Annotated in this window: 28 protein-coding genes; 21 read left to right on the top strand and 7 right to left on the bottom strand. The window is 32.6% G+C overall.

Annotated features, from left to right (window positions below):
• Positions 1 to 163: 163 nt before the first annotated feature.
• The 3 genes from NST60_RS00320 (at position 164) to NST60_RS00310 (ending at position 2,279) form a co-directional block, all read left to right on the top strand.
• The gene (locus NST60_RS00320) at positions 164 to 682 is read left to right on the top strand and encodes a GNAT family N-acetyltransferase (RefSeq protein WP_169189663.1); all 519 of its coding nucleotides are present in this window, start codon (positions 164 to 166) and stop codon (positions 680 to 682) included.
• A gap of 214 nt (positions 683 to 896) precedes the next feature.
• The gene (locus tag NST60_RS00315) at positions 897 to 1,583 is read left to right on the top strand and encodes a GNAT family N-acetyltransferase (protein WP_101731315.1); all 687 of its coding nucleotides are present in this window, start codon (positions 897 to 899) and stop codon (positions 1,581 to 1,583) included.
• A gap of 99 nt (positions 1,584 to 1,682) precedes the next feature.
• Positions 1,683 to 2,279 (top strand): class I SAM-dependent DNA methyltransferase, encoded by a 597-nt coding sequence (locus tag NST60_RS00310; RefSeq protein WP_016205169.1) that lies wholly within the window; start codon positions 1,683 to 1,685, stop codon positions 2,277 to 2,279.
• 78 nt (positions 2,280 to 2,357) lie between these two features.
• Here NST60_RS00310 and NST60_RS00305 read toward each other — a convergent pair whose 3' ends face one another.
• Entirely contained in the window at positions 2,358 to 3,233 is an 876-nt protein-coding gene (locus NST60_RS00305) for a DMT family transporter (protein ID WP_016205168.1), read from the bottom strand.
• 464 nt (positions 3,234 to 3,697) lie between these two features.
• On the opposite strand from NST60_RS00305, the gene NST60_RS00300 reads away from it, so the two are divergent.
• The 10 genes from NST60_RS00300 (at position 3,698) to NST60_RS00255 (ending at position 9,905) form a co-directional block, all read left to right on the top strand.
• Entirely contained in the window at positions 3,698 to 4,033 is a 336-nt protein-coding gene (locus tag NST60_RS00300) for a hypothetical protein (protein ID WP_169188492.1), read from the top strand.
• A gap of 327 nt (positions 4,034 to 4,360) precedes the next feature.
• Positions 4,361 to 4,903, top strand: coding sequence for a DUF6241 domain-containing protein (locus NST60_RS00295; RefSeq protein WP_016205165.1), 543 nt, complete (start codon positions 4,361 to 4,363; stop codon positions 4,901 to 4,903).
• Complete coding sequence (locus NST60_RS00290) at positions 4,904 to 5,263, top strand: DUF1835 domain-containing protein (RefSeq protein WP_084668794.1); 360 nt, start codon at positions 4,904 to 4,906, stop codon at positions 5,261 to 5,263.
• A 231-nt stretch (positions 5,264 to 5,494) separates the two neighbouring features.
• The gene (locus NST60_RS00285) at positions 5,495 to 6,022 is read left to right on the top strand and encodes a sigma-70 family RNA polymerase sigma factor (protein ID WP_169188493.1); all 528 of its coding nucleotides are present in this window, start codon (positions 5,495 to 5,497) and stop codon (positions 6,020 to 6,022) included.
• Positions 6,015 to 7,064: a DUF4179 domain-containing protein gene (locus tag NST60_RS00280; RefSeq protein ID WP_341097927.1), complete on the top strand. Its 1,050-nt coding sequence runs from the start codon at positions 6,015 to 6,017 to the stop codon at positions 7,062 to 7,064. Before NST60_RS00285 ends, NST60_RS00280 begins: the two co-directional genes overlap by 8 nt.
• 488 nt (positions 7,065 to 7,552) lie before the next feature.
• Complete coding sequence (locus NST60_RS00275; protein ID WP_101731307.1) at positions 7,553 to 7,891, top strand: DMT family transporter; 339 nt, start codon at positions 7,553 to 7,555, stop codon at positions 7,889 to 7,891.
• Between the two features lie 4 nt (positions 7,892 to 7,895).
• On the top strand, positions 7,896 to 8,207 hold the full coding sequence (locus tag NST60_RS00270) for a DMT family transporter (protein ID WP_016205159.1): 312 nt from the start codon (positions 7,896 to 7,898) through the stop codon (positions 8,205 to 8,207).
• Between the two features lie 13 nt (positions 8,208 to 8,220).
• Complete coding sequence (locus NST60_RS00265; protein WP_341097925.1) at positions 8,221 to 8,799, top strand: TetR/AcrR family transcriptional regulator; 579 nt, start codon at positions 8,221 to 8,223, stop codon at positions 8,797 to 8,799.
• Positions 8,800 to 8,884: 85 nt separating this feature from the next.
• Positions 8,885 to 9,295 (top strand): hypothetical protein, encoded by a 411-nt coding sequence (locus tag NST60_RS00260; RefSeq protein ID WP_341097924.1) that lies wholly within the window; start codon positions 8,885 to 8,887, stop codon positions 9,293 to 9,295.
• Between the two features lie 190 nt (positions 9,296 to 9,485).
• Entirely contained in the window at positions 9,486 to 9,905 is a 420-nt protein-coding gene (locus tag NST60_RS00255) for a GNAT family N-acetyltransferase (protein WP_341097923.1), read from the top strand.
• A 141-nt stretch (positions 9,906 to 10,046) separates the two neighbouring features.
• On the opposite strand, the gene NST60_RS00250 is transcribed toward NST60_RS00255, so the two are convergent.
• A complete protein-coding gene (locus NST60_RS00250) occupies positions 10,047 to 10,502 on the bottom strand; it encodes a VanZ family protein (RefSeq protein WP_341097921.1) in 456 nt (151 codons plus the stop codon).
• Positions 10,503 to 10,697: 195 nt separating this feature from the next.
• Here NST60_RS00250 and NST60_RS00245 point away from each other — a divergent pair, with 195 nt between their 5' ends.
• The 5 genes from NST60_RS00245 to NST60_RS00225 all read left to right on the top strand — a co-directional run bounded on the left by NST60_RS00245 (position 10,698) and on the right by NST60_RS00225 (position 13,436).
• Entirely contained in the window at positions 10,698 to 10,949 is a 252-nt protein-coding gene (locus NST60_RS00245; RefSeq protein ID WP_016205154.1) for a hypothetical protein, read from the top strand.
• Positions 10,950 to 10,961: 12 nt separating this feature from the next.
• A complete protein-coding gene (locus NST60_RS00240) occupies positions 10,962 to 11,258 on the top strand; it encodes a hypothetical protein (RefSeq protein WP_016205153.1) in 297 nt (98 codons plus the stop codon).
• Between the two features lie 716 nt (positions 11,259 to 11,974).
• On the top strand, positions 11,975 to 12,646 hold the full coding sequence (locus NST60_RS00235; protein ID WP_169188498.1) for a 5'-methylthioadenosine/S-adenosylhomocysteine nucleosidase family protein: 672 nt from the start codon (positions 11,975 to 11,977) through the stop codon (positions 12,644 to 12,646).
• A gap of 174 nt (positions 12,647 to 12,820) precedes the next feature.
• Positions 12,821 to 13,030 (top strand): hypothetical protein, encoded by a 210-nt coding sequence (locus NST60_RS00230; RefSeq protein WP_169188499.1) that lies wholly within the window; start codon positions 12,821 to 12,823, stop codon positions 13,028 to 13,030.
• Positions 13,031 to 13,106: 76 nt separating this feature from the next.
• Positions 13,107 to 13,436 (top strand): HAD family hydrolase, encoded by a 330-nt coding sequence (locus tag NST60_RS00225; RefSeq protein WP_254415053.1) that lies wholly within the window; start codon positions 13,107 to 13,109, stop codon positions 13,434 to 13,436.
• Positions 13,437 to 13,807: 371 nt separating this feature from the next.
• Here the strand turns inward: NST60_RS00225 and NST60_RS00220 are convergent, their stop codons facing one another.
• The 4 genes from NST60_RS00220 to NST60_RS00210 all read right to left on the bottom strand — a co-directional run bounded on the left by NST60_RS00220 (position 13,808) and on the right by NST60_RS00210 (position 15,985).
• A complete protein-coding gene (locus tag NST60_RS00220) occupies positions 13,808 to 13,930 on the bottom strand; it encodes a hypothetical protein (RefSeq protein ID WP_263479875.1) in 123 nt (40 codons plus the stop codon).
• Positions 13,931 to 13,958: 28 nt separating this feature from the next.
• Positions 13,959 to 14,324: a UPF0715 family protein gene (locus NST60_RS26700; RefSeq protein ID WP_224428583.1), complete on the bottom strand. Its 366-nt coding sequence runs from the start codon at positions 14,322 to 14,324 to the stop codon at positions 13,959 to 13,961.
• Between the two features lie 23 nt (positions 14,325 to 14,347).
• A complete protein-coding gene (locus NST60_RS00215; protein WP_341097919.1) occupies positions 14,348 to 15,196 on the bottom strand; it encodes an alpha/beta fold hydrolase in 849 nt (282 codons plus the stop codon).
• A gap of 105 nt (positions 15,197 to 15,301) precedes the next feature.
• Positions 15,302 to 15,985, bottom strand: coding sequence for a hypothetical protein (locus NST60_RS00210; RefSeq protein WP_016205148.1), 684 nt, complete (start codon positions 15,983 to 15,985; stop codon positions 15,302 to 15,304).
• Positions 15,986 to 16,511: 526 nt separating this feature from the next.
• Here NST60_RS00210 and NST60_RS00205 point away from each other — a divergent pair.
• Both NST60_RS00205 and NST60_RS00200 read left to right on the top strand, forming a co-directional pair.
• On the top strand, positions 16,512 to 16,913 hold the full coding sequence (locus NST60_RS00205; protein ID WP_169188503.1) for a hypothetical protein: 402 nt from the start codon (positions 16,512 to 16,514) through the stop codon (positions 16,911 to 16,913).
• A gap of 202 nt (positions 16,914 to 17,115) precedes the next feature.
• Positions 17,116 to 17,703 (top strand): GNAT family N-acetyltransferase, encoded by a 588-nt coding sequence (locus NST60_RS00200; protein WP_341097917.1) that lies wholly within the window; start codon positions 17,116 to 17,118, stop codon positions 17,701 to 17,703.
• Between the two features lie 676 nt (positions 17,704 to 18,379).
• On the opposite strand, the gene NST60_RS00195 is transcribed toward NST60_RS00200, so the two are convergent.
• Positions 18,380 to 18,928: a TetR/AcrR family transcriptional regulator gene (locus tag NST60_RS00195; protein ID WP_016205144.1), complete on the bottom strand. Its 549-nt coding sequence runs from the start codon at positions 18,926 to 18,928 to the stop codon at positions 18,380 to 18,382.
• Between the two features lie 136 nt (positions 18,929 to 19,064).
• On the opposite strand from NST60_RS00195, the gene NST60_RS00190 reads away from it, so the two are divergent.
• Positions 19,065 to 19,826 carry an SDR family oxidoreductase gene (locus NST60_RS00190; RefSeq protein ID WP_254415055.1) on the top strand — a complete coding sequence of 254 codons (762 nt, stop codon included), beginning with the start codon at positions 19,065 to 19,067 and terminating at the stop codon, positions 19,824 to 19,826.
• The last annotated feature ends 376 nt before the right edge of the window (positions 19,827 to 20,202 follow it).

Here is a 20,202-nt window from a genome sequence, read left to right as displayed (position 1 = left end):
TGTTTTATAGAATTATTTAACTATCCTTAATAGTAACAAAATTAAGTGCCGATTAAAGCACCAATCGTATTTAGTATAAAATCATCAATAACAAGCTGCTTAAGTTTAGAAGGATAAAGGTCATCAGCTATCGAACTAAAAAATATAGATACAGTGAAGGATGATGACAATGGAATTAATAAGACCATCAGCAAAATATAGTGAGCAATTAATGGAATACCGGGCAGCATTTTTACATGTTGGGGAACAACCATATGGTGGTACCTCTTTACAAAATTATGCTGACTTTAATGAATGGCTAGCCAAAGTGATTAATCAGGAAAATGGAGATAAATTGCCTTCAAATCGGGTTCCTGCTACTCAATTTTTGACGGTGATAGATGGGAAGTTAGTTGGACTGATTAATATACGCCATCGTTTAACACCAGAATTGTTAATGGAGAGCGGGCATATTGGTTATAGTATACACCCCGAAGAACGTCAGAAGGGATATGCAACAGAGCAGCTTCGTCTTAGTTTACAGGAAGCAAAAAAAATAGGATTAAAGAAAGTATTGGTAACTTGTGATAAAACAAATATTGCCTCAGCTAAAACGATTCAAAAAGTAGGAGGAATTTTAGAGAATGAACTAATAACCTCTGACGGTAAGGAAATTGTTCAGCGCTATTGGATAGAATTATAATGAATGGAACTGTAAAAATAGCTGGCATTATTGGCAGCTATTTTCCTATTTCACAAGTGGGAAAGTCGTGTTAAAAGTTTCCTGTAAGATTCTTACTGTCCGTAAAGGCCCGATTGGTTCAACTAACCATCAGTAGGGGAGGATGGAAAAACCCACTGATGGAAGTTTCACTTTATGATATGATTAATATATTTCACAAAAAGGTGGTAACGTAATGACAATTAGATGGGAAGAGATAACCTATGACAACTTAACTAACATAGAGAAGGTCTTTGAAATTTATGACGAAGCATTTCCTATTGAAGTAAGAGAGCCACAGGACATTTTCTATCAAAGTTTAGATTATGCAAAAACTAGGTTACCGAATGGATTTCGGTTCTTGGTCGGTTATGAAGGAGAACAGCTTGTTTCTTTTGCAACCGGGCACTATTTTGCGGAGGCGAATATAGGGTTTATTGTTTATATCGCTACTAATCCTCTAATACGAAGCAAGGGGTTAGGGACAAAAACATTAGTGAAAATAGAAGAATTATTAAATGAAGATGCCATTTCAGCAGGGAATGTTTCACTGCGTGCAACGATTTTGGAAACAGAGAAACAAGAAATCGTGCATAACGAAGCAGAAAAAGAAGACTGCATCAAAAGAAATCGTTTCTTCGAAAGAAATGGCTATAAAAAAATAGATGAAATTCAATACATACAGCCACCTTTAAATAACGGTGATAGCAATGTACCATTAAATCTTTTCATTAATAAGAATGATGTATCTAAAGAAGAAATCATTAAATATATTCAAATTATCTATAAAGAAAAATACTGCTTCGTAAATAGAATTGATAAACAGGTTCTTAAGAGTTGTTTAGAAATGATGGGGATTGAAAATGTCCACTTACCGAGCTAAAGAATAGTTTGTCTTAAACTCATGCATTTGGGTATAGTTATATAACCACCGAATGAACTTGCAATAATTAACCCACTATATTTCTTAGAGGAGAAGCGCATGGAGAATAATGTTTTTGAACAGATGGCCAAAAGATACGATACAGAGGATAGAATGGAATTAGCGAAAGTCATTGTGAAGGAAGTAAGAGCAGAACTACATGATTGTAAATCAAAATCTTTAATAGATTATGGCAGTGGTACTGGTCTAGTTAGTTTAGAATTAGCGGATTTAGTAGATTCTATTTTGTTGGTAGACTCATCCGAACAAATGCTGGAGGTTGTGAAAGCTAAAATCATTCACAAGGAAATTATAAACTCACAAGTACTTTATTCCGATTTTACGCAAGAAACTCCTGAACTTAAGGCAGACATCATTTTAATGTCTCTAGTCCTTCTCCATATACCGGATACTAACAAGATTTTACAACAATTGTTTAATATTTTAAATAAGGACGGCCAGCTTATCATTATTGATTTTGACAAAAATGATAAAATAAATCATCCGAAAGTGCATAATGGTTTTTCTCATGAAGAACTGAAAAAAAAATTAGTTGATGCTGGATTTACATCAACTAAAATAAATACATTCTACTATGGAGAACGTATTTTTATGAATCAAGATGCTTCGATGTTCATTTCTAATAGTATAAAGTAAGATTGAAAAATGCAGATTCATCCATAGCTAAGGAGCAAGCGGAACCCCTTCCATGCTAATAGAAGGGGTCCCGTTTGTTTATTTTTTCTCCATCACAATAAATAAAACACCAATAACAATAAGAATCGAGCCAATCCAAAAGGTTACACCGATACTTTCTCCTAGAATAAGCCATCCAAGTAATGTTCCGACAACTGGTTGAAAGAAGAAAAAGATTCCACCACTCGAGGCGTTCAGCATTTGTAACCCACGGTTCCAAAGGAGAAATCCACCGGCAGTTGAAACAATCCCCAAATATAAGAGACCGCCCCAAATGGTTGGGTGTGTCCATCCAGACGTATCTATTACTTGTAACCTTGGCAACACAAAAGGTGTTAACACAACTAGAGCTACAGAAATGGAATAAGTCGTTACAACAATTTGTGAATAGTCACTTGGTAAAAGCTTTACAAGTACTGACATTAAAGCCCATGTTAAAGCTGCAATTAGAAGTGCTATTCCGCCTAATTTACTCGTTAAATCAATTTCCCCAATTCCAACAATAAAAAAAACTCCAGTTGTAGCGAGACATACGGAAAGCAGCTTTTTTATCGTCAATCGTTCTTTGAGCAATAAGCGTGCAAAAATAACCATAAAAGCAGGAGTGGAAGAAGTTATAATTGCGCCCATTTGTGCTGTGGACAGCATAGTACCCGTTTCTTGAGCAACAATTGAAATAGTATTTCCAATAATCCCGATGGCTATGATAATAAAAAAATAACGTTTTGCCATTCGCCATTTTTGGCGGGTGGCAAAACCAATGATAAGCAATGCCAAGATAGCGACTAAATAGCGTATCCATACAAGCTCAAGTGGGGGAATGACTGCTACTACCACTTTAACAACAACGTACATCCCACCCCAAATGCTGGCTGCTAATGTTAAATAGATTGATCCTAATATTGTGTTTTTCATTTTATTCTCCTCCGTTTATTAATAGGTACAAAAGCCCTCAACGGAGAAGTGTAGTCACTCTTCTCTCATTAAGAGCAGAAGTGTGCTACTGGTACATCATTTTCAAATAACGGATTCCAATACATGTTTATTTCACCTCTAACATTTTTCAATTTTGAATTTATTATAACAGAATTTGTTAATTTTAAGTTTGCTATTTTGTAATATATTAGATGGATTGTAATTTTCATGGAGAACGTCCTTCTTATACTCATTGAAACAGCAAGGAATCATAATGAAACTAATTGGATTAATAAACGTAAGTAGAATAAGAATCAATTCAAAAACCAATTGGAGGGGAAATGAAGAAAATTGTATTCTTGATATTATCAGGTTTTTTTCTATTTATGCCAGGAATGTGACAAATTCAAAAACTAAACAAGTTCCTAAGAAACAAGAATAACCTAATAATGGAGGGTGATAAAATGAAAAAAGTTGTTTGGGCTATCATTACTTTCGGTGTAATTATTTTTGTTAACTGGGGCTTGGCTAGCATTTTTCATAATAGTTTTATTGATTGGTCTTTGTTATCAGGATTGGCTGCTGCAATTATCATCGCCTTTTTTAACTCTTCTGGTGGGTTTACGTCTGATTTGGCTGATGCAAGGCTTCAAAGTGGCAATAATGATGAACATTGGGCTGCAAAAGAAGTACGAACAAAAATAACTAGGCAAAAACGTAGTTTCCAACCTACCATTTCATTTTACGTTTCTTTAGGGTATACCATTATCGCGGGAATATTTTCTTTCTTTTATTTTTAAAAACATTAATTTCAATTGGAAACAAAGTTTTGCTAAAGGAAGGTAATGATTGAGCAAGATTAAATGTAGTGAAAAGTAGCGTACATCTATATAGTTCATTCAAAGTGATCAATGGATGATCACTTTTTTGATGTGAAAATTCAACAGTTGGAATATTATGTTATTATTAGTATAGAAAAATATAACAGGTTTATTTTTTTTATAAAAAAATAAGGAGATAGCTATTTTAGAAGAGTTATCATTTGTTATCAAAATGGAAGAAGTTATAGTCAACAGGGAAAATTAAAATATCTCTCTAAACACAAAATCGATAGGAGTGTTATATAAATGGGAGAACCAAAAAATACTAAAAAGAAACGCAGCAAATGGATGAAATATTCAATAGGGCTAGTTGTTTTATTAGTAGTTGTTAGTGGTTCAATTGGTTTTTATATGCATTATATGGTAAAAGGAAGTAATGACGCCTTTGTTGCCGAAACGAAAGAGGGAGAGGTTCTCGACGAAATGGTTGGAGATAGTATAGATTATTCCTATTGGAATAAGGATAAGGTTATCACTACTATGCATAAAATGACTCACCAAAAGGTATACGCTACTGATAAATGGGGAGCGGTACAAATGACGGAAGATAGAGTGGAAAAGCTTTATGAAGTTGTAAAAAACAGCAGTTTTTCCAATAAAGATATCCTTATAAGCATATTAGATAAATGGAAAGCGGGAGATTTTAATTCTGTGGATGAGGATCATAATTATTTTTGGCAATATCAAGATGGAACAGTAGGGAAAGCAACCGGCATCATGAGTGAAGAGGACGAACAAAGTTTCATAGAAAGTACATTCGAATTATATAAAAAAGATGCAAAGGAATGAATTTCCCGTTTTCTTTATGAATGTTTTTCCGATAATTTTTCAATCGGTCCACTATGTAATATAGAAGAGAAAAAGGGACTTTCTCTTAGGCATAAATGGTTTATAAACCATATTAATATGGATGAAGAGTACTTGTATAAGGATCAGCATAGTTTCAACAATACTATTCTGGAATTGAAAGACATGAGTGATCAAACTCGTATAATGATTTGGGCATGCGAGAATTCTGATGAACAAACAGCGCAACGTTTTGTTCTTTCTTTATTAAAAAATAAAAAGAATGATATTTTAATTGGGGAGATTATTGGGCATCTCAATCAGAGAATCGGTGATGAGTATTTTGAATACAGATTAATCTAATTGGTATTAAATGGGGTATTTGAAATAGAAGGAGTACCAAAAGTGATGAGGTTTTATAGTGTGAAGCTTCATGAGAAATATAGGAGTTAAAAAGTGGTCATTCTTTGATCACTTTTTTCTTGATATTTATTAGTACATTCAAATAAAAAAGTAGGAATTAATCTTAAGGTGAAAAAAAATTTCGGCCAAAAGTTAAATAGAACCGTCTTATTATTATAAGTAAGAAAGTAGGTGAGGGACATAAGTACCGAGAATACAGAAGAAAATGAAAAAGAAGTAACTTTTATAAGGCTTTTTCAGCAATACGAGCATGACATATACCGGATGGCTTATGTTTATGTCAAAAATAAAGAGGATGCATTAGATATTGTACAAGAAACCGCTTATCGTTCTTTTCTAAAGCTTAGCAGTTTAAAGGATTTATCGTTGTTTAAGTCATGGTTATTAAAAATTGCGATAAACTGTTCCATTGATTTGTTAAGAAAAAATAAGAAATTAGTTTATTTTCAAGTGGAAAGTACATTAGAATCTTCAAGTCCTATTAAAGAGGATATTCCACTTTCAATATCTTTACAAGATCTATTGGTTATATTAAACGAAGAGGAAAAGACGGTAGTATTGCTAAAGTATTATCAGAGTTATACGTTTAATGAGATATCAGACTTGTTAAATATGCCACTAAGTACAGTCAAATCTGTGTTATATCGTGCGCTTGAGAAACTTCGGAAAAAAGTAAGGAGGGTGGATATGTATGGATAATAAAATCAGACAAGAATTAGATAAAATCGAGATACCGGATGAGTTACATAATCGAGTCATATTAGGGGTGCAAAAAGCAAAAGAAGATAATCAAATCCCTGTAATAAATAGCTCTGCAAGTATTAAAAAGCAAAAGTCGAAGCGAAAGAAAATAATCGTAACTTGGATTATGGCAGCTATTTTAATGATTATACTGTTCACCAGCTCTGGGCTTGTTTCGCCTACAATGGCAAAAATGATTTCATCTATCCCATATTTGGGTTCCGTTTTTCAATCGAAATCCATTATGACAGTAATTTATGAGGAACTAGAAGACAAAGGTTATGAAATAGAAAGTATGGGAACAACCTATGACTCTCAAAAAAAGATTACTATTAGTATTAAAGGTTCGGATTATTATAAAGAAGTAAGAGATGAAGTGAAAAAAATTGCTATAAGTATACTGAACGAAAAGGGGTATGATGCTTATTCTGTTGAGGTGGATGAATTTAAAGAGAGAACAGATTATGTCCTTAATGAAGAGGAAAAGGCAGAAAAAAAACTACTCGAGCAAAAAGTGGAAGAAAAAATGAAGCAGTTGGATTACAAATATGATATGGTTCAAGTCGATCCCACTGAGAATGCTATTTTTATCAATATTGTCGGGGACAAAAAATATTTCCACTCTATAGAGAAAGAGGTGGAGAAGGCTGGGCTAGAGGTGACAAATGAAAATAAATTTAAAGGTTATCGGATTCTTCCAACCAATACAACGGTGGAAGTAAGAGTTGCTGATAATATAGCACCAATCGAATCAGCAATTGTTGAAGGTTTATTATCTAAAAAAGAATACAAGGTAACAGGTGTAAGCTATAAAAGGGTACCATTGACATTTATTATTAGTACCTCTGAATTAAGTACCAACCCTACTGCAAAACAACTAGGAGCTGAAATTGAAGGAGAAATTGTGGAGTTTTTGAAGTCTGATGAAATAGTGGAAATACTAGCCAATGAAGAGTATAGCATTATTGTAAACAGTAAAGACAATAAGAAAATAAACTAAAAGAAATATGGGAAGTCACATCGACTTCCCATATTTCTTTTAATCTGTCATATTTTTGTTGATTTATATAAAGATTTATATAATGCGGCATATTCAAAAGTGCCTCCATTATATTTTAGTCTTTCTTCCTCTGTTTTATCCCCTTTTTGTGCCATCCAATTAAGCTGTTTAGTATTTAAATCCCGCTTTCTGTATATAATCAGGTTCTGTGGCATCATCATAAAAATTGCTACATGAGACATCCACATTAGTAAAATTACAAGCAATGCACCGATTAAGCTTGATAAAACTGCATATAAGTCTCATTAATCATTTAGCCGAATAGGAAATTATGGTAAATTAATCATCTGAAATTTTAACATACATAGTTAATTAAACATTTTATACAAATATTTAAGTCCGTTTGAATAGTTTCTTGACGAAGGACCCATTTTGTGACACAATAACTACCGAACGGTCGGTAGTTAATTGAGGGGGAGGTTATTAATTTGAATAAGTATTGGCTCATGGTTTTTAGTGCAGGGATTGTGGAGGTTGCATGGGTTTCTGGTCTAAAACATGCATCCACTTTTTTAGAATGGAGTGGAACGATTCTCGCAATTGTCATCAGTTTTTATCTATTAATATATACGACAAAGTATTTACCAATTGGAACGGTTTATGCGGTATTTACAGGGTTAGGGACAGCTGGAACAGTGATTGCAGAAATAATTTTATTTAATGAACCAATTAATTTAGTGAAGATACTATTAATTTTAGTTTTATTAATTGGTGTGATTGGCTTAAAAATGGTAACGGATGAAGGAACGAATCAAGAGGAGGCTTGAGTACATGGCATGGTTAGCTTTAATTGCAGCCGGGGGTTGTGAAATAATAGGTGTTCTAAATATTAAACGTTTTACGATGAAAAAATGGGATGCGCTACTGTATTTAATTATTGGTTTTATGTGTAGCTTCGCATTGTTATCATATGCGATGAAAACTATCTCTATGGGAACAGCATATGGTGTTTGGACAGGAATTGGAACAGTTGGCTCTGCGTTATTAGGGATGTTTGTATATGGAGAGCCCAAGGACGGTAAAAGAATCTTATTTATTTCGATGATTCTTGTTGCAGCAGTTGGTTTAAAACTAATCGCGTAAAGGAGAGAGCGATATGAAAAAAGAAGAAATTAAAAAAGCGGCAATCAAGTATTTTCTACAAAAAGGATATGAAGGAGCTTCCCTGTCAGAAATTGCAGAGGAAGCTGGAATAAAGAAAGCATCAATTTATTCCCATTTTAAAGGAAAAGATGACTTGTTTCTCGAAGTATTAAGGGAAGCAAAAGCAGAAGAAATAAAGCGCAAAGAGCATTTTTTCAAAAAAGAGAAAAGTAGCAATCCAGAGACTTTTCTTTATGATTATTTACTTTACACAAAAAAGATGTTCCAAGAAAATGAAATACTGAAGTTCTGGCTAAGAATGGGATTTTTTCCACCCATGCATTTATATGATGTCATCCAAAAAGAGGTTATAGAAGCAGAGCATTTTCAAGAACACTTAATTGGTCAAAAAAGTAGCAAGTGGATCGAACAAAAACAAATAGTCGTAAAAGATGCAAACACATTTAACTTAGCTTTTACAGGTATAATCATGGCAATCATGGTAGAAATCGTTTATTTTAATTCGGAAAGAAGAGTCGATGATAAATTAGAAGCATTGTGGGATGTTTTTTGGAAGGGTGTTTCGAAGTAAATAGATTAGCAAATAAAGACGAAGAAAATAAACATGAATCTCATTAGTATCCATTTTTCAATTGAAAGCGAATAGGAGAATTCAAATGGCTCAAAAAAGACTTTTATTATATGGAATAATGTCTATTTTGTTTTTAATAAGTATATTTATTTATCAAAAAGTGACGGATGACACATATAAGGGAATGACAATTATCCCTAAACAGCAGAAGGATATTCCGTTATATGAAGGACTTGAACCTACTGAATATTATTACAAAATAGATGGTGACCATTGGTCCAAAGTTTATGAATACTATTTAGAAGAGCTTCCTAAACAGGGATGGACCGTGGAATACAAAGGTACTGCACTTGATGACAATGATTCGGAAAATGATTGGTCTGGATTTTATTCTAGATGGAGAAAACCAGGGTTTGATGGGGAATTATCACTTTCAGCACATTATAATCATTCAGAAGATCAAACGGAAGTAATGTTTGATAACCAACAAAGGTAGAGAGTACAGCATGGATAAACGAATTACTAATGCTTATTTTTATCATGAATAAGGGAAGATGATTTTCATTAAATTTCCCTAAGGTTTGAAAGGAAGAAAACCAGATTCCCGTTTATCCAATTAATAAATAAATTATGATTTATCTTACTTTTTTGAAAATGTAAGCATAAAAACAGAGGAGTATCAATAAATGAAATTCATATGTAAACCTTACTTAAAAGATTTAGAAGAAATAGTTGAAATAGATACAAAAGTAATCGGAAACGCCAGCAGATTAGAATACATAAAAAATGCTATTATGGAAGAACGTTGTATTGTTGCTAAAACGGAGAGTAGAATTGTGGGATTTCTCATTTTTAATACTCATTTTTATGATTATAGTTTTATTTCGTTAATTATTATTGAACCTCCTTACCGACGAAAGGGGTGTGCAAGCTCTCTATTAAATCATTTTGTTAATATTTCCTCAACGAGCAAGATATTCTCTTCTACAAATCAATCCAATCAGAGTATGCAGGAAGTATTTAACGCAAATGGCTTTATAAAAAGTGGAATAATTGAAAATTTAGATGAAGGTGATCCAGAAATCGTCTATTTTAAATCGAAATAAACCATTATACAAGAATCAATTAATCTATTTAAAAAGCCGAAATCATGCGAAAAAACTATCTATTTCAGCTATGAAAACAGATGTTAGTTACATATACAATCTATTTAAGCTACTAGTAAAAATTCTTCAATTTCTATTCCATTACCTTCTGAAAAATTTTTTCCAAACTCCGAAACCTATCAACGCTCCAATCGTATTAAGAATGAAATCATCAATATCAAAACTTCCTCTTCTTGAAATAGATTGGGTTATTTTGATTACGAGCAATATGATCATGAATGTAACGGAAAAACTGCTAATTCTCTTTAATCTTTTTATAAAATAAGGCAGATAGATCCCCATTGGCAAAAACATAAGCAAATTACCGAATAGGTTTTTTAAAGGGATGTCCAGATTCATATTTCCACTGAAAATCGCGTTTATGTAAGTACTTATTGTTTTAAAAGGCACAAAATTCGAAGAATACTTCATATATTCTAGGAAAGTTAAATTTGCCATCCAACCATTACTTCTGCCACCAAAGAACAATAGAATAGTTAATATAAATACATAGAAAGTGAAACTAAGGACTAATCCAATCTTTATCAATTTTTTCATTTGAATCTCCTGTATTATTTGTTATTGATTGTAATTCTCTCCGTGAGATAAGAACCGGGAAAAGGTTGTTAGCTGGTAACAAGCTTTTTTGAATTAAAAGGAATAGTAAAACAATCAATAACTGTATCACCTATTCAAATATCTTTTTTAAAGGTCTATTTGAAAGCATTTAGGCCATTGTTAAGATAGGAAGCGGTGGATGGTTCTACTGATTCTCTTGATTTAACAAATCTAGTGAAAAAATCTTTGAAGCCTAATGGCATGTTTGCAGTGACTTGTTTTCAAGGAAGTCATGATATATTAACACCAATCAAAATAAAGGAGCTGCTTCTAGGTTATATTCCTCATGTTAGATTGATGAAAATGGAAAATTATGGCACTGGACTGTTTAAGAGAAACCATCTGAACTTAATAGAATTGCAAAAGATAGTATCTAGATATATGTGAAGGGGAATATAAATGACTGAAATAAAAACACTTTCAATTCCAGACCCAATAACTGCTCTGCTAGATAACTATGAGATGACTATTGAAAGGTTATATATATTTCATCGGTTACTACCAGAAAGGGATATAAAAGAGAATTCTTTGTATCGACTAGCTGAAGAGTACTATAAAGTTTTAAAGCTTGTTTCTAAAGAGATGTATAAGGATTATTCAGAGGAGTTGTTACCTGTACGAGAGTTCTTAGAAGAAATGTCCGAGAGACTAGATGATAATGAAATTCAGAATTTAAATAAACCATTCTTAGAATAAATCTTGGAAACCAAGCCCTATAAAGTGTTTGCCTCTGCATTTCTTCTCGAGTATTGTTTTAACATTTATTTAAAAGAATCTAATGATAAAATTCTTTGTAACTATTGTGTTGCATGCCTGTAATAAATGAGAGACTTCTTATGTCGCAAACGGGGTATGTTAGTAAAACAGGGATATGGATCTAATTTTATAAAATATAGAAGAAGTTTTAGGTGAAGAATTAGCATAACTATTCTTTGGAGGAGACGATGAAAAAAATTTCCAGAACCCAATTACATAACATATCAGATAACTGGTTGGACGGAAGAATCGAATTTAGCATCAAAAGTAACAAGACAATTTTATCATCTCCAATCAAGCAGTCAGGTTGATGAATGGGAAATAGAGACAGATAATCACCACTTTAAATTATTTTTGTCTCCATTAGACAACTTACCACAGATAGTTTCTCCTCAAAATGAGTGGGTTGATTACTTATTAAATGAGATCGACAATTTGTAATGGAATACGCTTATTAAAGCAATTGGTGCTTTCCTTAAAATAAAAGGGATGCACTTATAGCATTAAAGAAAAAGACCAGGTTAGTAAAAAAGGATATTTACATAATAATAACGAATTGTTGTTGAACAGAGTATAGAAGGATAGTGGTAATAATGAAATCAGACCGTGTATAGACATTCAATAGTGACAAATTATATTTGCAGGGTGATAAGTCGATGATAGGAATAAGTATAGCAACGAATTGGGAATATAAAGCGACATTGGAATATTTCAGCATAAAAGATAGTGAACGTTTCGCTTATCCTTATGGTGAATATTTCATAAGAACAATTAATGATACCAAACTTGTTTTTTATAGTACCGGTGTAAGAAAAGTAAATGGTGTAGGTGGTAATCAGTATATGATTTCTAAATTTAATTTAACTAAAGTAATCGTTGCTGGAACATGTGCAGGAATAGATGATAAGTTCAATAATTTGGATATTTTTGTACCCGATAAAGCCGTTCAATATGATTGCACAGTAAAAGAAATCGAGCCTTTTATTAAACAATCCTTCATAGTCGATATTGATCTATCGAAATATGGAAATGATTTTTATACCGGAACAATTGGTACTGCTGATAAAGCAGTAGTTATGTGGAAGGACTATTTAGAACTTAAAGAAAATGAAATAACAATAGCGGATACAGAAGCGGGGGCAATTGCTTATATCTGTGAGAAAAATGATGTTGAATGTATTATTATTAAAGGAATATCAGATTTTCCAACAGATGAAAGAAACGCTGATAAATTCGAATCAAACATGGAACAAATTAATGTTTATTTAGAAAACACGCCCAAAGTTATGAACAAAATATTTGGCGAATATTTAAAAAAATTTATATAAATCTTTTTAAAGTTAGACCATTTGAGATATTTATAAATTGATGAGTTGGAACTTTCTCCTCGTAATATGTGGGTTATTTTACAAGTTGCATAATTCTATTTGATGACGAGAAGCTTCGTATAGACGCTAATCAAAACAAAAAGAATTTTTTGAAGGAAGGAGTTGGGTAAAGGGATGAATCAACACAAAGAAGAAAAATTAGAAAAACAAAAAATAGTTCAAGAACTTTATAGAGAAAGAGTACAACAAAATAGAGAAGCTAAAAATGATAACCGAGTTGGTAAAGCGTTTGTAAACCTTTGCATTGTTATGTTTTTGGTTTTTACAGTAATGGGGATCTTGTTTGACTGGGGAGTTAAAGTGCCGCGGATTTTTGGGATTTAGACATAAAAATACAGCAATACTTACTTGGTGCTTTAAATAATGATATAAGAGAAATAAAGGAAACGCGAGGAGTTATATGAACCACATCGGATTAGATTTTGATGATACACTTGTTGATATGAGAAAATCGATTGTACAGCTTTTAAATAAAATACATAATAAAGACTTAAATTACGAAGAAATGGTTGAGTATGGAGTTTCGGATTTGTATGGGTATTCCTTTGAAACATTTTTAGATTTTTTTACAAAAAACCAAAAGGTACTGCATTTAGCTAAACCGTATCCATTTATAATCGATGTTCTTAGTGAACTAAGCAAAACTTCAAAACTATCAATAATGACGGGAAGACCGAAAGCTTGGATGAATTCAGCGGAACTCTGGATTGTTAAACATAAGCTGCCATAGATGATATAATATGTGCTTCAGAATATAAAAATGGTAAACCTGAATGTGCTTTAATTCATAATGTCACTCTATTTATTGAAGACAATCCTTCCCATGCATTAGCTGTTACGAATAGTGGAATGGATGTATGGCTACTTGATAAGCCATATAACCGAATATGTAATCATGAACGAATAACGAGAGTAAAAGACTGGAAAGAGATAGACACTTTGTTATTAAGGTAAAGGTTTTATAACAAACTAATGGAAAATAAATTCTATAAGTTAATTAATAAACACTCATCCTTAATCCAGCAACTACCTCTTCATGATGGATCATACACTCTTTTATAGATAACACTGCAAAATAAGACAATGGAGGTAGATCTTCTACTATAGAATCATTTTACAATCATCCTTATTATTATTCTGGTTGAGAAAGATATTTTGGAAAATAAAATAAAAAAAGTTTAATGAATAAGCTGTGTCTGTTATTAATTGTAATGAATTCTTCATCGTGATCCTCCTAATTCCAAAAATGTATTCAATGTTTATTCATCATTTTTTGAAGTAAAATTGAATCAACGATCCAAAAAAGGAATGCGCACATAATAAATAGGAAATAAAATTCTGAGGAGTGAAAAGGATTTTTTATACCGAAAATCATTGCCACAATGCCTGTTATCACCCCCGAAAAAACATTATAGATAGCAAGGTAGAGAATACTAAATTTCTTAGGCCGTTGATTTAAGAAAATCTGCAGAGGTGACGCGATAACTAGATAAAAGCAAAAGAAAATGCAAGTGAAGATTAGTATTCCAAAAAAACTAAAATAGGGTGAACCAATAAGTTGAAGCATACTAACGAAAATAGCGGAAATAAGGGAAGTAAGTAACGAGCGAGCAATCATATCAATATCTACACTTTTTAATTTCATACACTGTCTCCCATAAAAGCTTCTATTTCATCTTTAAATCGTATAGCTTCTTCTAGAAAGGGATAATGATTGCTTTGATTAAACACCAATAATTTGGAATGAGGGATGCACTCATTCATTTCGACCGAATAGGGAAGAGGGCACTGTACATCAAATTTTCCACAAATGATTAATGTTGGAGTTGTAATCAGTTTGAGTTTCCTAGTAACATCAAATAGTTGCACTTCCCGGCTAAAATAGTTCAGTCTAATAGAGGATATTTTCTTCTGGATAGGCAGGAAAAAATAATCATCATACTTTTCAGAAACATATAAGGATAACTTTGTCCGTTCTTTTGTTAATGCCATTTTTTCCTCCGCTGTTAAATCAGAACGTTTGAGGCTTTCTATCAAATCTTGCATTTTTTTATAGGATGGATGTTCTTCATTGTATATACAATCAGGAGAAAATGTCATATATTCTCTTGCAGCAGCCCCTACTAATATGAGTTTGCTCAAACTGTTAGAGCAATATATCCCATAAAGAACTCCTAACATGCCCCCAGTGGAATGACCTGCAAAGCTCCATTTTTTATATCCTACTGCTTCACGTATTGCTTCTAAGTCGAAGATAGACTCTAATAATCCTAGTTCATACGGTTGAGTAGCTTCATCTGAGCTACCTGCCTCCCGTAGATTAACAAGAAATACTTTATGCGTACGGACAAAGGAGTCTGCAAAATAATCTCCTGTCTCATTAAATTCTGAATAATGATGGGTAACACAAAGAGGTTCACCTTGCCCTTTTATGAAAATTTCAAATTTCCCCCGAGAGGTATGTAATAGCTTTCTAGTCCATTTCTTCATAAATACTCCTTTATGGTATACACCAGTATGAAAATGTTGAAAGTTAGTTCATTTAATCTGCTAATCTCACAAACTCAGCATCATGCCGGATATCTAAATATGGGATTATTGAATAAACATTTTATCTATTAATTCTACTATTTTTTCATTATCCCCTGTACCCACCTTAACTAGCTTCGTATCATTAATAAAAAAATCAATATAGAATTGTTCACCAGCTGGGTATTTTCCATCCCATCTATGTGGCACTTTATATACATTAATCGTGCCATCCCCATTGCCACTATATGTAATGGAACCTTCTGCTAAACGTGAGCCTGATAAATGAATAACATCTTCTGGATAATTAGCACTTGTTTCGTCATTTGGATTGAGCGGTTCCCCTTCATGAAATGTTTGAACAGATAATGCATCTATATCCTGAGTTGGCCCAAGCTGCAACCAAATTCTCGCGTATTCGATTTCTTGAGCAGAATATTTAGACAATGAAATCTCTTTTTTCTTTTCGGATGTACTATTTCCATTGGTGTTGTCTAATTCTGTAATAACTTTCTCCGATTCAGGTTCTTTATTTGTTTCAGTACCATTCAGATTTTTTTCATCTGAACTGGTGGAAGGCTTCAGTGTTGAAGATTCATCATTTTCAAGTTCTACTATCTCTGTACTAGATTTAGGAAGAGGGGGGCTGTTCTCAGAAGAGTATTTCGACGAATCATGTGAACAACCAACTAGTAATAGAACAAATAGTAAAATTGCATTTATAGATAAAAGTTTATTTCGGATACTCATTCCATCATTCCTTTCTTTCAAAAATACAGGTATAGTATATCATATATATTGGAAAATGTTGTATATGATATTTTGGGCATGATAAAGTTTAAGTGTCTTGGAGTAGATAATTAAAGACAATTGAATTATAGGTTAAAAGATTTAGCTCGTTTGAATCGTCTATAAGAAAATAAAATAAAGGAGAGGCTTAAAGTAAAACGTTTTTCCTTTACACTTGCAATATCTTTTGTTGCGATTGATTTTATGGTGGATATGTATTTAAGTAAACAGGAAACTTTGATAATCACCGGTATCAAGTGGCGCAAGTTGACGATAAAGTAAAAGAAAATGGAGAAACTACTAGTACAAGCAAAAAAATAAATTGAAAAGAGAACAGAATTATGGTATCAGTTAGACGGTATAGTTGATATTTTGTTAGAGAGCATCCAGTTGGTCCGACCTATTAATTTTGATGAAGCTTTGGCTTTGAATTTGAATTGAAACTAATTGATAGGTTAACCGTCATATTATATAAGGAGGTGTTAGAGTGAAAAGAATTGTTTTATTTATTCTTTCCTCAGCATTTGTGTTAGGACTTTTTGCTTGTTCTAACGAGAGTGTACAATCAAGAAATAATAACGGTAAAGTTGTTAAGAGTAGCAAAGAACAAGTTGAAAAGGTTGTGAAAAAAGGTGATATTCGAGAAAAAATTTGGAACCAATTGTCATCAGAACAACAAGAATGGATCAATGGTACTTGGGAAGATGGAAAGATTTCTAAAATTACTCTGACTGAGAATATGATGTCTCAAGTTGATGATAAAACATATGAAGGAAAAGTAGTATATTTGCTTGATTTTCCTACGAAAAGTAAATCCAGTCCAAACAATATGATTGCTTATGCAGACATAAATACATTTGATTATATAGGTAATGGTCTTGTTGATTAGGATAGCTGAAAGCGAGAAGGGGGCATTGCAATCTTCCATTTTCCTTAAGGGCATGTACTTTATGAATTTCGTACGATTCATAATTGTACAAAAAGTTGAATTACAATGGTAAATCCCATTATTGTTTAGAAAAAATAATAACAGAGTAAATAAATTTTGTGAACTTTTATACATAAAATGATGAGTGGGTGAAGAGAAGATTATGATAGAAATTAAAAAGGCAGAACCTAAACATGTAGAAGGAATTGCAAAGGTTTGTAGTAATGGCTATTGGGCAACATACTTCGAGCTGCGTTCTAAAGAATATATTACTAGAATTATTTCAGCGTTTTATAACATTGAAAGAATACATAATGAAGTAATGGAAACTAGCAGAGAATGGGGAGGCTATTTTGTTGCCACTGAAAATAAGGAAGTAATTGGAGCAATTGGAGGCGGGATGATTAATGATACTGCTGGAGAGGTTTTTGTCTTATATCTTAATCCTAATAGACGTAATGAAGGTATCGGTACAATGTTATTAGATGTGCTTACAAAACAGCAGAAGGAAGAGTTCGGTGCGAATGAACAATGGGTGTCTGTTGCAAAAGGAAATCAAAAGGGAATCCCTTTCTACGAAGCAAAAGGATTTATTTTGAAGAATGAACAAGATGGATACGGGAATGTAGAGGAAGAAAAGTACACTTCATTGAGATATTGTCGTGTGATTTGTAAGAAACATTTGGTGAAAAGGTTAGTCAAACGAGAAATAAGAAAAGCAGGGCAGAATAGTTTAATAAAACAAGTATAGCAATTCCCTTTATAGTTACTGCTGCATATACTTTATCAGCGATTCTCTGTGATTAATACTGGAGGTGTTTGTTTATGATTAATACTGAAAGCATCTACATGTCAGCAAAAAAATTCAGATTTTCTTTCACTCATTTATTTTGACGCTTTTACTTTTTTCCACGTCGTTTACTTCTTTTGAAAATGCATTTTCAAAAACATTCGCGTTCCTATTAATCGTCAATGTTACTTCTTTTACAAACGAATATTTAGTTATTCAATACTTTGAAAAAAACAGCGAAAAGAAGAGCAATAAAAAATATGCAAATTTCGTTGCTGTTCAAGTACTTCTCACTGTAATCATGTTCGTAGTTTACAAATTTATGATTCTTGCTTAATCTAGGTTCTCGAAAAATACTGCCTAAACCTTGCCCGGGGAAAGTATTCGGTTAAAATAAAATCCGTTATTACTTGGAAATCAACTACAATTACTTTTGAACAAATCTAAACTTAATAAGTTTTCAATGCTAGTTACTTTTAGTAAACCAGTGATCGACTTTTAATTTCCCAAATGTAGCAATAAAAACAAAAGAATATCTCCTAAATTCGCTGCGTATAGTCAGGCTAGCAAGTTCTCAACCGAAAACATGCTAGCCTGTTCAATCTAGTTATTCAACCACACATAAAGTTCCAGTTTATCATACATGAATTCCAGCTTCGACTAATTTCCAGACAGCTTCAAATTCTCTTTTAAAGTCAATTTGTGACCAATTTTCTGCAAAGGAAGGAGATGAAAAGTAAGCAAATGCCATGAACAGAGCTTTTAGTATACTCTCATCCTCAATTCTACTTGCTTCTTTTAAGCTACTAAGTAAAGCTGTCATGTGACGAGTTAAAACTGATAGATTTCCATCAATATATGTTGTATATAATTTAAACATTTCTGGTTCGCGATGATACGATTGATATTTTGATTCACTTAAAATCCAAAACCAATCATGAATGATTTCCTTTGTTGAAGAATAATTTTTAGTGTCAAAAGGAAATAGTTTTGTTAGTTCATTATCAAGCCATGAAAGGGCGAGTGCTGTCCATAATTCTTCCTTTCCTGTGAAATACTTGTATATTGCTGCATGACTTGTTCCTAGTTCTTGGCCAACCTTTGAAAGATTGACTTTTTCCATTCCTTGTTTCACTACCATACGGTGAGCAGTTGCTAATATGAGTTCTTTACTTAAATTTTTCATGTATTAATTATACAACATTATTGGTTGAGGTAAAATTGAATGTCTAGTTACAAAAGTTGACTTTTGTAACTAGTTAAGATAAAGTTGGATTTGTAGTTACAAAAAAATAAATATGTAACAAATAGAGGAGAATGTTATGAACATTTCAAATAATACCATTATTATCACCGGCGGCACTTCAGGAATAGGTCTTGCTTTCGCTAAAGAGTTGTTAAAACGTGGGAATAAAGTCATTGTAATTGGTCGTAATCAAAAAGCAATTGATAAGGTATTGAAAGATCACAAAGGACTAATCGGTTTACAGGGGGACGTTTCTAGTGTTGATTCAGTTCGAAAAATGGCAATATTCATTAAGGAAAACTATCCAGAAGCTAATGTTTTATTCCATTCAGCCGGTATTATGCGTGCTTTTCCATTACTAGATGAAAAAATGGAGTTAGAGCAGGTCACAGCCGAAATTACAACAAATCTTAATGGAACAATATGGATGACCCAAGCTTTACTACCACAACTTTGTGAGCAAAAGGAAGCGATGATCGTTACTGTTAGTTCTGGCCTATCTTATGTAACTTCACCTGTTCATCCAGTGTATTCTGCAACGAAAGCTGGGATTCACATGTATACAGATGCCCTTCGTATTCAATTAAATAAGTCAGATAAAAATATTCATGTGATGGAGTTGGTACCGCCGCTTGTTGCGGAAACAAATCTAGAACCGAGCGTAAAAGAAGGAGACAAATTTCCAAATATGACTTTAGATACATTAGTTAAACATGGTATCAAAGGTATGGAAAAGAACAAAAAACGAGTAGTTCCAGGTCTTTCAAAAGTCTTGCGCTTTGGCGGGAAATTCTTTCCTGACACACTGGCTAGCTCAATGGTGAAAAATGAGAAATAAGATTCATACCACAGTAGGGTATTTAGCTCAAAATAATATTAGATGACACAGCACTATGACTAAACTCATAATAAAAGATGTTATATATGGATTATTAAATGTTTAAACAGTAGCTCGTGTTAGCATTTTTATAATAAATGAATGTGAAAATTAAATAAATTCTAGTTGGAAACGTCTATAACCTAGATATTTAGGAGATTAGACGTTTTTTAGTTTGCAAATTATTCTAAAGGTTTAACGCTCAATCTCTGAATTAATCCTCGTTATATTTATAATATTGGGTCTTTGCTATATATCAATCGGAATAGATTAATGGAAGAAGCATTCTATATGAAATAATTCCAAGAAAAGAAGTTATTAAGATTGAAAAAGTAGC

Source organism: Niallia sp. FSL W8-1348, assembly GCF_038006745.1.
Classification (GTDB): Bacteria; Bacillota; Bacilli; order Bacillales; family Cytobacillaceae; genus Niallia; species Niallia alba.
This window is presented reverse-complemented; position numbering and strand designations above follow the sequence as displayed.